Raw genomic sequence first — 10806 nt, 5'->3', positions numbered from 1 at the left:
CTGCTGCATGGCACCGACTGGCGCTCGCTCAGCCGCAGCAGGCCGACCCGTCGCTGCACCTGCGGCGCGAGTGAGGCAGGCAGCGGCGGGTCCGGTTATGCTTCCTGCATGTCCCGGAACAACAACAAGGACGGACACGCCATGCCCGCACCGCTCTGGAGCCCTTCCGCCGAACGCATCGCCGCCAGTCGCATGGAGGCCTTCCGGCGCTTCGTCAACCAGCGCCATGCCCTCGGTCTGGCCGACTACCCGGCGCTGCATGCCTGGAGCGTGCAGCGGCGCGAGGCGTTCTGGCAGGCCATCGTCGACTTCTTCGCGGTGCGCTTCCAGCAACCGCCGCGTGCGGTCCTCGAGGAAGGCACGCAGATGCCCTCGGCGCGCTGGTTCCCCGGCGCCACGCTGAATTTTGCCGAACACCTGCTGCGCCGCCGCGATGATGCCCCGGCGCTGATCGCGGTGAGCGAAGACGGTCGCCGCGAGGTGCTCAGCCACGCCGAACTGGCCCGTCACGTGGCGGGCCTGCAGAAGCGCCTCGCCGCCCTGGGCATAGGCCCCGGCGACCGGGTCGCCGCGCTGATGCCGAACACCTGGCAGACCGTGGTCGGCATGCTCGCCACCGCCAGCCTCGGCGCGACCTGGTCGAGCTGCTCGCCGGACTTCGGCACCCAGGGCGTGATCGACCGCTTCGGCCAGATCGAACCGCGCGTGCTGATCGCCTGCGCCGGCTACCGCTACGCCGGCAAGTCGCTGGACCTGACCGCCAAGCTCAACGAGGTGCTCGCCGGCCTGCCCGGCCTGGAGCAACTGCTGGTGGTGCCCTACGACCGTCCGCAGGCGCAGCCGCAGGACTACCGCTGCCAGGCGCGGGTCGCGCTGTGGGACGGGTTCTACCAGGCCGAGGGCGAGCCGGTCTTCACCCCGGTGCCCTTCGAGCAGCCGCTGTACATCCTCTATTCGTCGGGCACCACCGGGGTACCCAAGTGCATCGTCCATGCCACCGGCGGCGTGCTTCTGCAACATCTCAAGGAGCACGGCCTGCACACCGACCTGGGCGACGGCGACCGGCTGTTCTACTACACCACCTGCGGCTGGATGATGTGGAACTGGCTGCCTCCGGCCTGGCGGTGGGCGCCAGCCTGGTGCTCTACGACGGCTCGCCGTTCCACCCCGGCCCCGAGCGCCTGCTGGACCTCATCGACGCCGAGGACATCGCCGTGTTCGGCGCCAGCGCCAAGTACCTGGCGGCGCTCGAGAAGGCCGGCGTACGCCCGCGCCACAGCCACCGCCTGGACAGCCTGAGGACACTGCTCTCCACCGGTTCGCCGCTGGCCCACGAAAGCTTCGACTACGTCTACCGCGAGCTGAAGAGCGACCTCTGCCTGTCGTCGATCTCCGGCGGCACCGACATCGTTTCCTGCTTCGCCATCGGCAACCCGGTGCTGCCGGTGTGGCGCGGCGAACTGCAATGCAAGGCGCTGGGCATGGCCGTGGAAATCTGGGACGACGACGGCCGCCGCCTCGCCAGCGGCAAGGGCGAGCTGGTCTGCACCCGGCATTTCCCGTCGATCCCGCTGGGCTTCTGGAACGACCCGGATGGCACCAGGTTCCACGACGCCTACTTCGCCAGCTTTCCCGGCGTCTGGGCCCATGGCGACTACGCCGAGGAAACCGCCCACGGCGGGCTGGTCATCCACGGCCGCTCCGACGCGGTGCTCAATCCCGGCGGCGTGCGCATCGGCACCGCGGAAATCTACCGCCAGGTGGAAAAGGTCGAGGAAGTCCTCGAGTCCATCGCCATCGGCCAGGACTGGCAGGGCGATGTGCGTGTGCTGCTGTTCGTCCGCCTGCGCGACGGCGTGCGACTCGACGAGCCGCTGCGCGAACGCATCCGCCAGACCATCCGCGCCAACGCCACGCCGCGCCACGTACCGGCGAAGATCATCCAGGTCGCCGATATCCCGCGCACCCTGAGCGGCAAGATCGTCGAGCTTGCGGTGCGCAACGTGATCCACGGCCGCCCGGTGAAGAACACCGACGCCCTGGCCAACCCGCAGGCGCTGGAGCTTTATCGCGACCTCGCCGAACTGCGCGACTGAAGCCGCGGCGAGCCTGGGCTAGAATGCGCGTTCCGTGCTACCGCAAAAGGTAATCCCATGCCCGTCGCCATGGCCCGCCACATCCTGGTCAAGACCGAAGCCGAGGCCGCGCAACTGAAGCAGCGCCTGGCCAAGGGCGAGGACTTCGCCACACTGGCGAAGAAGCATTCGACCTGCCCGTCCGGCAAGCGCGGCGGCGACCTCGGCGAGGTGCGTCCGGGGCAGATGGTCAGGTCCATCGACAATGCCATCTTCAGGAAACCCGTGGGCGTGCTCCAGGGTCCGCTGAAGAGCCAGTTCGGCTACCATCTCCTGGAAGTGTATTTCCGCGACTGAACCGCCACCGGAGCGTCCATGACCGCCGACCAGATCGCCGCCTTCTGCCTGCAACTGCCCGGCGCCCGGGAAGACCTCAAGTGGGGTTCGAACCGGGTGTTCTCGGTGGCCGGCAACAAGATGTTCGCCATCCTCGACTTCGTCGACAAGGACGGCGGCCTGGCCTTCAAGGTCGGCAGCGAGCTGTTCCTCGGCTATGTCGACCGCCCCGGCATCCGTCCGGCGCCCTACCTGGCGCGCGCGCACTGGATCGTCATGGCCCGCCCCTACCCGATGAAGGCGGCGGAGTTGCGCGAGGCCCTGGTCCGTTCCCATCAGCTGGTGGTGGCGCGCCTGCCCAAGCGCCAGCGCCTCGGCCTGGTACTCGACGCATGAGTCGCGACCGTCTGTACACCTGGGCCGGCCTGTGGCGCTCGCCGTCGTCCAGCTGGGAGGCCCTGCGCCTGGAGGACGACCAGGCGGAAAGCCAGTTGCGCGCGCCGGACGAACGCAGCGGCCTGCCCTACCAATTGGACTACCGGCTGCGCTGGGACGCCGACTGGCATCTGCGTGAGGCGGTGTTCCACGTCGAAAGCGAAACCGGGGTGCGCAAGCTGCACCTGCTCGCCGATGGCCGCGGCCACTGGCAGGACGGCGACGGCGAAGCGCTACCGGCATTCGACGGTTGCCTGGACATCGATCTCTGGCCAAGCCCCTTCACCAACACCTTCCCGATCCGCCGCCTGGGCCTGGCCGATGGCCAGCGCGCGGAAATCCGCGCGCTCTACATCGAGGCCCCGGCCCTGGAGCCGCGTAGCATGCGCCAGGCATACACCCGCCTGGACGCCAGCCACTACCTCTACGAGAACCTCGAAGGCAGTGCGTTCAAGGCGGTACTGCTGGTGGACGAACAGGGCCTGGTGATCGACTACCCGGGTCTCTTCCAGCGTCTCTGAACGCGCTAGCGCCGGGCACCGCGCGTCGCCGATAGCCCGGCGAATCCGTTAGCCTGCTTTCATTCGTCATCCGCAACGGTCATCATGGCGGACCGCGACAACCCACTGCGACCGCGTTTCCCACATGTCCGTCGATATCCGCCCCACCCCGCCGGCGCAGGACAGCGCCCGGCAGAACGTCACCCTGCAGATCGTCTCGGTGGTGATGTTCACCTTCATCGGCTACCTGACCATCGGCATCCCGCTGGCGGTGCTGCCCGGCTACGTGCACGACGACCTCGGCTACGGCTCGGTGCTGGCCGGCCTGGTGATCAGCCTGCAGTACCTCGCCACCCTGCTCGCCCGGCCCTACGCCGGGCGCGTCATCGACGGCCTCGGGCCGAAGCGCGCGGTGCTCTACGGCATGGCCGGCAGCGCCGCGAGCGGGCTGTTCATGCTGCTCTCGGTGGCGATCCAGGGCTGGCCGGCGCTGAGCCTGGCCAGCCTGCTGGTCGGCCGCCTGGTACTCGGCGCGGCGGAAAGCCTGGTCGGCTCGGCGGCGATCGGCTGGGGCATCGGCCGGGTCGGCGCGCCGCACACCGCCAAGGTGATTTCCTGGAACGGCATCGCCAGCTACGGCGCCATCGCCCTCGGGGCGCCGCTAGGGGTGCTGCTGGTGCAGTGGCTGGGGCTGTGGAGCATGGGCGCGTCCATCGTCCTGCTCGGGGCGCTCGGCTTCGCCCTGGCCTGGCCGAAGTTGCCGGCGCCGCTGGTGCACGGCGAGCGACTGCCGTTCCACCATGTGCTCGGCCGGGTCACCCCGCACGGCATGGGCCTGGCGCTGGGGGCGATCGGCTTCGGCACCATCGCCACCTTCATCACCCTCTACTACGCCAGCCGTGGCTGGGCCAACGCAGTGCTCTGCCTGAGTGCCTTCGGCGGTTGCTTCATCGGCGCCCGGCTGTTGTTCGCCAATAGCATCAACCGGCTCGGCGGCTTCCGCGTGGCGATCATCTGCCTCGGCGTCGAAAGCCTCGGCCTGCTGTTGCTGTGGAGCGCGCCGAATCCCTGGGTCGGCCTGGCCGGCGCGGCGCTCACCGGCTTCGGCTTCTCCCTGGTGTTCCCGGCGTTCGGCGTGGAAGCGGTGAACCTGGTACCGGCTTCCAACCGTGGCGCGGCGCTGGGCGCCTACTCGCTGTTCGTCGACCTGTCGCTGGGCATCACCGGGCCGCTGGTGGGCTTCGTCGCCAACCTGTTCGGCTTCCGCTCGATGTTCCTCTTCGCCTGCCTGGCCTCGCTCGGCGGGCTGGCCCTGGCCGTCGCACTGCACCGGCGCAGCCGCCGGCCCGTCTAGGGCGTGCACCGTCCCAGGCGGCGGTACGCGTTCTAGAGCTCGCCGAGCAAGGCGCTCAGGGCCGCGCGCAACTTGCCGGGCTTCAGCGGCTTGTTGAGCAGCGGCACGCCCAGGCGGGCCAGCGCGCGGCGGCAATCGTCGCTGCGGTCGGCGGTGATCATCACCGCGGCGATCTCCGCGCCGTAGCCCTCGCGCAAGGCGCCCAGCAACTGGCAACCGGTAGCGCCGTGGTCCAGGTGGTAGTCGACCAGAATCGCATCCGGCGCGCGGCCATCGAGCGCCTTGCGCGCGCCTTCCAGGTCGGTGGCGGTAAGCACCTCGCAGCCCCACTGGCCGAGCAGCGCGGACATGCTGAAGAGAATCTCGGTCTCGTTGTCCACCACCAGCAGCCGCCGTCCCGGCAGCGGATCGCCGGCCGAAACCCGCGCAATCGCCTCGCCGGGTGCTGGCCGCGCCGGCTTGCGGACCAGCGGCACCTCGATGGCGAACAGCGAGCCTCGGCCTGGAGTCGAATGCACCTCGATGCGGTAGCCGAGGATGCCGGCGATACGGTCGACGATGGCCAGCCCGAGTCCGACGCCACGGCGCTCGGAAGCGCGCCCGGCGTCCAGTTGGTTGAACTCGAAGAAGATCGCCTGCAACTGGTCGGCGGGGATGCCCCGGCCAGTGTCCCACACCTCCAGGCGTACCTTGCCGCCACGCCGGCGCGCCCCCAGCAGCACGCTGCCGCGCTCGGTGTAGCGGCAGGCGTTGCTGAGCAAGTTGCGCAGGATCCGCGACAGCAGGCGCGCGTCGGTGCGCACTGCCAGTCGCGGGATCCGCGCACGCAGGGCCAGGCCGGCGGCACGCGCGACTTCCTCGAACTCCGAGGCCAGCGGAGCGAGCAGTTCGTCGAGGGAATAGTCGTCCAGGTCCGGACGGATCGCACTCTGGTCGAGCCGGGCGATTTCCAGCAGGTCGGTGAGCAAGGTCTCGGCGCCTTCCAGGGCCAGGTGGGTGCGCTCCACCAGTTGCAGTTCGGCGGCCGGCAGGCCCCGCTCACGCAGGGTGTCGACCAGCAGCCGCGCCGCGTTGAGCGGTTGCAGCAGGTCGTGGCTGGCGGCGGCGAGGTACTTGTCCTTGCTGTGGTTGGCGGCTTCGGCGGCGTCGCGCGCCTGGCGCAACTGGCGGTTGAGTTCTTCCAGCTCGTGGGTGCGTTCGGCTACCCGCCGCTCCAGTTCCTCGTTCATGGTCTGCAGGCGCTGCTGGGCCTGCACCCGTTCGGTGATGTCGGCGACGAAACCTTCGACCAACTCTTCCTCGTCGTGCCTGAGCAGCAGGTTCATCAATACCTCGATGTGACTGCCGTCCCTGCGCCAGAGGCGCGTCTCGTAGCCGAACAGGCCGCCGCGCTCGCGCAGCAGCGCGCGGATCCGCCGCATCTCGGCCTCGCCGCCGACGAACAGTTGCCCGGCCATGTCCTCCAGCGACCAGAGCACCTGTTGCGGATCGTCGTAGCCGAGCATCTGCGCCAGCGCCGGATTGGCGGCGCGCAGCCCCTGGCCGAGGCTGGCCTGGAAGATGCCGTGCACTGCGTGCTCGAACAGCCATTTGTAGCGGTTGCGCTCGGCCTCCAGCTCCTCCAGGCGCGCCAGCAGCTCCGGGTAGTGGCTCTTGCGCGCGGAGTGGCTGCCCAGGCCGAGTAACCCGGCCAGGGCCTCCTGCTGCTGCTCAGAGGGCCTCGCCATAGACCACCTCGACATCGCGCTGGCTCGACTCGCGCGGGTTGGTAAGGATGCACGGGTCCTGCATCGCGTGGCGCGAGAGGAAAGGAATGTCGGAGCTGCCGACCCCGTGCAGGGCGAGGCTCTCGTGGAAACCCACGGCGTGCTTGAAGGCGATCAGGTGGTCCACCAGGCGCTGGCGGACCTGCCCCTGGGTCAGGCCGCGGCAATCGATGCCGAAGGTCTCGGCGATCACCTTGAAGCGCTCCGGCGCGGCGCTGTAGTTGAACGCCACCACGTGTTCGACCAGCGCCGCGTTGCACAGGCCGTGGGGCAGGTCGAGATAGCCGCCGAGGCTGTGCGACATGGCATGCACCGCGCCGAGGATGGCGTTGGAGAAGGCCAGCCCGGCCTGCATGCTCCCGAGCATGATCTTCTCGCGCAGGGCGATGTCGCCGGGATTGGCGATCATCTGTACCAGGTTGCCATCGATCAGGCGCATCGCTTCCAGCGCGTGGGGATCGGTCAGCGGCCCGTGGCCGGTGGAGACGAACGCCTCGATGGCGTGTACCAGTGCATCGATGCCGGTACAGGCGGAAAGGAAGGGATCCATGGTCAACGTGGTTTCCGGGTCGATCAGCGAGACGTCAGGCACAACCGCCTTGCTCACCACGGAGAACTTCATGCGCTCGTCCTGGTTGGAAATGATCACGAACTGCGAGACGTCCGCCGAAGTCCCGGCGGTGGTCGGGATCAGGATCAGCGGCGGACTCGGCACCCGCAGCCGGTCGACGCCTTCGAACTCGAGGATGCTGCGGCCATGGGCGGCGACGATGCCGATGCCCTTGGCGCAATCCATCGGGCTGCCGCCGCCCACCGCGACGATCACGTTGCAGCCCTCGCTGCGATAGAACTCGGCGCCGAGCATCACCTCGTCGACCCGGGGGTTGGGCGAAACGTCGGTATACAGGCAGTAGTCGATGCCCTGCCCCTCCAGGCTTGCCTGGATGTCGGCGACCCAGCCGGCGGCGAGCACGCCGGGGTCGGAGACCAGCAGGACCTTGCGCGCACCGAAGGTCTTCACATAGTTGGCGACACTGTGCCGGCAGCCGGCGCCGAAGATGATCTCGGGCGAGACGAATTTACGCAGTTGGCTGAGGTCGTGGCTCATCTGACAGACCATTCTTATTGTTATCGGACATTGCCGGCAGCCTACTGCATTCGTCGGTTATTGCAATGCGACCTTGGCGGGTCCTTTCAATCCTCCAGCAAGCCCAGGTAGAAGCGCCATTCCGCCAGCAGCGCATGGGCGCGATTGGCCGGCTGGCGGAAACCGTGGCGTTCCTGCGGATAGCGGTGGCACTCCACGCGCACGCCGCTACGCCGCAGGCCGGCGACCATCGCCTCGGTCTGCTCCGGCACCACCACCGCGTCGAGCCCGCCCTGGAAGAACACCACCGGCGCGCGGATGCGCCCGACCTGCAGCACCGGACTGCGCGCCAGGTAGCGACGGCGCTGGCGCTGCGGGTCGCCGATCAGCCAGTCGAGGTAGTCGCCCTCGAACTTGTGGGTGCAACGCGCCAGTGCCAACGGATCGCTGACCCCATAGAGACTGGCGCCGCCGCGCAGGCCATCGAGGCAAGCCAGGGCGCGCAGCGCGCTGTAGCCTCCGGCGCTGGCGCCACGGACGAAGACCCGGGCGCGGTCGATCCATCCCTCCGCGTCCAGCTGCGCCAGCGCGGCCTCGATATCGCGCAACTCCAGGCGCCCCCACTGGCCGCGCAAGCGCTGCCGATAGGCGCGGCCGTAGCCGCTGCTGCCCCGGTAGTTCAGCGCCGCCACGGCGAAACCGCGCTGGGTCCAGAATTGCAGGCCGGCATCGAACGCCGGCGAATGCATCGAGGTCGGTCCGCCATGCAGCCACACCAGCAGCGGCGCTGGTCGTCGGGGATCGACGCGGCGGCGGGCATTGCGCGGCGGATAGAAGAAACCGTGGCCGTTTTCGCCGTTGCCCAGCCCATAGACGAAGGCCTGCGGATGCGACAGGTCATCCTCCGCCAGCGGTCGCTCGCCGCCACGCAGCACCTCGACGCGCAGGTCGTCGCGGTGGATCGCCAGCAGCGCCGGCAGGCGTCCGGCCGCCGCCGCGATGCAGTAGAACGCCCGGGCATCCGCGGCCAGTCCGGCGAACCGGTTCCAGTCCGCGGCCAGGCGCCGCTCGCTGCCGTCCGCTTCGCGCAGGAACAGTTGCCCGCCGCCGGCCTCGACGCGACTGAGCAGCAGCCTTTCCTCTCCCAGCGGCAGGTAGCTGCAAGCGCCCAATTGCCAGGGCGCGCCAGCGTGGTCGGCATCGGCGAAGCGGCCGGCCAACGCGACCTCGGCGCAGGGACGCCACCAGCCGTCGCGGTCGCTCAGCCAGTGAAGGCGGCCGGCGGGATCGAAGCGTGGTTGCTGGATCGACTCGCCGCCTCCGGCTCCGGCCAGGCAGCGCGTACGCCCATTCTCCGCCAGGCCCAGGCGGGTCTCGGTCCAGGGCTGGTGCGGACGGTCCCATTCGATCCAGGCCAGCCGCCGCCCCTGGCCGGCGGCACGCGGCGCGGCGTAGAAATCGGCGCCCTCGACCAGCACCCGGCGCGCGCCATCGGCGTCCAGGCGCACGATGCGATGCACGACCCCGGTCGGCCCATGGCTCTCTTCCACCGCCAGCAGGGCATCCCAGGCATCGACGTAGGCCAGGTCGCCGTAGCGACACTGCGCCCCGCCGCCCAGCACTTGGGCTGCGCGGCCCGCTCGCCAGCGGCGTACCTGCTGGTCGGTTTCGTCGACCCAGGCCAGCCCGTCGAGCGTCACGCAGCAGGCGCCGCCGCCGTACTCGTAGACCCGGCTGCGCACCGAGCCGTCCGGCGCGGTGGGCTCCTCCAGCACGCCGTCGCGCCACAGGTACAGGCGCGAGCGCGCGCTGGCCGGATCGAATTCCACCCAGGCCAGCCCGCCATGGGCCGCCTTCAGCTCGCTGAAATCGCGCCCGGCGGCTACCGCGCGCTCGGCGCTCCAGTCGCTCGGCCAGTCGCCTTAGTCGACCATTGCCTCAGGCCTTGCAGATCAGGCGTGACGCGCGCTGGTTGCGCCAGGTCAGCGCGTCCAGGCCAAGCGGCGCCTCCTCGGCCTGGCGACGGGCCGCGAGGATCAGGTCGTGCCGTGCCGACTTGGCGCAGACCGGGTCGGTGGCGTCGGCATCGCCGGTGAGGAGGAACGCCTGGCAGCGGCAGCCGCCGTGGTCCCTCTCCTTCTCCTCGCAGGAACGGCAGGGTTCGGGCATCCAGGCGTCGCCGCGGTAACGGTTGAAGCCGAACGATTCGTACCAGATGTGGCGCAGGCTGTGCTCGCGCACGTTGGGAAACTGCACCGGCAATTGCCGCGCGCTGTGACACGGCAGCGCGGTGCCGTCGGGGGTGATGTCGAGGAATACGCTGGCCCAGCCGCCCATGCAGGCCTTCGGCCGTTCCTCGTAGTAGTCGGGGGTGACGAAGATCAGCTTGCACGGGTTGCCTTCGGCGGCCAGCCGCTGGCGGTATTCGGCGGTGATCCGCTCGGCGCGCTCCAGTTGGGCGCGGGTCGGCAGCAGCCCGGCACGGTTCAGCGCGGCCCAGCCGTAGAACTGGCAAGTGGCGAGTTCGACGTAATCGGCTTCCAGCTCGATGCACAGCTGGATGATCCGCTCGATGTTGTCGATGTTGTGCCGGTGGGTGACGAAGTTGAGCACCATCGGATAGCCGTGCGCCTTCACCGCGCGGGCCATCGCCAGTTTCTGGGCGAAGGCCTTGCGTGAGCCGGCGAGCAGGTTGTTCACTTCTTCGTCGGCGGCCTGGAAGCTGATCTGCACGTGGTCCAGCCCGGCCTCGGCGAAGCGCGCCAGGCGTGCCTCGTCGAGGCCGATGCCGGAGGTGATCAGGTTGGTGTAGAAGCCCAGGCCGCGCCCTGCCTCGATCAGTTCGGCGAGGTCCTGGCGCAGCAGCGGCTCGCCGCCGGAGAAACCGAGCTGTGCGGCGCCCAGCTCGCGAGCCTGGCGGAACACCTCGATCCATTCCGCGGTACTCAGCTCGGCGCCCTCGCGGGCGAATTCCAGCGGGTTCGAGCAGTACGGGCACTGCAACGGACAGCGATAGGTCAGCTCGGCCAGCAGCCAGAGCGGCGGCCCCACGCTTTCACTGCAGCTCGATCCAGAATTGCGCATGGGCCACCTCGAGGAACGCCAGGATGTCTTCGTCTATGCCGGGGACTTCGGGGAAACGCTCGCGCAGCGCCGCGACGATGGCCGCCACGTCGCGGCGGCCATCGACCAGCTTGAGGATTTCCCCGGCGCTGTCGTTGAGCTTGACCATGCCTTCGGGGTAGAGCAGCAC

9 protein-coding genes and 1 pseudogene are annotated in these 10806 nt (G+C 69.3%); 5 read left to right on the top strand and 5 right to left on the bottom strand.

Features of this window, described 5'->3' with window-relative positions:
• Positions 1 to 141: 141 nt before the first annotated feature.
• From FFS27_RS20520 to FFS27_RS20500, 5 genes and pseudogenes are all read left to right on the top strand, one after another.
• Positions 142 to 2096, top strand: a pseudogene (locus FFS27_RS20520) (acetoacetate--CoA ligase).
• 57 nt (positions 2097 to 2153) lie between these two features.
• The gene (locus FFS27_RS20515) at positions 2154 to 2432 is read left to right on the top strand and encodes a peptidylprolyl isomerase (protein WP_003088559.1); all 279 of its coding nucleotides are present in this window, start codon (positions 2154 to 2156) and stop codon (positions 2430 to 2432) included.
• An 18-nt stretch (positions 2433 to 2450) separates the two neighbouring features.
• A complete protein-coding gene (locus FFS27_RS20510) occupies positions 2451 to 2807 on the top strand; it encodes an MmcQ/YjbR family DNA-binding protein (protein WP_003111913.1) in 357 nt (118 codons plus the stop codon).
• A complete protein-coding gene (locus tag FFS27_RS20505; protein WP_003132242.1) occupies positions 2804 to 3367 on the top strand; it encodes a putative glycolipid-binding domain-containing protein in 564 nt (187 codons plus the stop codon). Before FFS27_RS20510 ends, FFS27_RS20505 begins: the two co-directional genes overlap by 4 nt.
• Positions 3368 to 3491: 124 nt before the next feature.
• Entirely contained in the window at positions 3492 to 4700 is a 1209-nt protein-coding gene (locus FFS27_RS20500) for an MFS transporter (RefSeq protein WP_020750926.1), read from the top strand.
• A gap of 32 nt (positions 4701 to 4732) precedes the next feature.
• On the opposite strand, the gene FFS27_RS20495 is transcribed toward FFS27_RS20500, so the two are convergent.
• From FFS27_RS20495 to pqqD, 5 genes are all read right to left on the bottom strand, one after another.
• Positions 4733 to 6427, bottom strand: coding sequence for a hybrid sensor histidine kinase/response regulator (locus FFS27_RS20495; protein WP_021264696.1), 1695 nt, complete (start codon positions 6425 to 6427; stop codon positions 4733 to 4735).
• The gene (gene ercA, locus FFS27_RS20490) at positions 6411 to 7574 is read right to left on the bottom strand and encodes an alcohol dehydrogenase-like regulatory protein ErcA (protein WP_003088548.1); all 1164 of its coding nucleotides are present in this window, start codon (positions 7572 to 7574) and stop codon (positions 6411 to 6413) included. Before ercA ends, FFS27_RS20495 begins: the two co-directional genes overlap by 17 nt.
• A gap of 86 nt (positions 7575 to 7660) precedes the next feature.
• Positions 7661 to 9412, bottom strand: coding sequence for an alpha/beta hydrolase family protein (locus tag FFS27_RS20485; RefSeq protein ID WP_256659577.1), 1752 nt, complete (start codon positions 9410 to 9412; stop codon positions 7661 to 7663).
• Positions 9413 to 9491: 79 nt separating this feature from the next.
• Positions 9492 to 10637 (bottom strand): pyrroloquinoline quinone biosynthesis protein PqqE, encoded by a 1146-nt coding sequence (gene pqqE, locus FFS27_RS20480; protein ID WP_003119136.1) that lies wholly within the window; start codon positions 10635 to 10637, stop codon positions 9492 to 9494.
• The coding region (gene pqqD, locus FFS27_RS20475; RefSeq protein ID WP_137952174.1) for a pyrroloquinoline quinone biosynthesis peptide chaperone PqqD at positions 10609 to 10806 on the bottom strand (198 nt) is incomplete at its 5' end. The genes pqqD and pqqE, both read right to left, overlap by 29 nt.

The sequence above is a fragment of the Pseudomonas sp. 2VD genome (genome assembly GCF_005503585.1).
Lineage (GTDB): Bacteria > Pseudomonadota > Gammaproteobacteria > Pseudomonadales > Pseudomonadaceae > Pseudomonas > Pseudomonas aeruginosa.
Note: the sequence above shows the minus strand (reverse complement) of the source record. Positions and strands in the feature narration are given on the sequence as shown.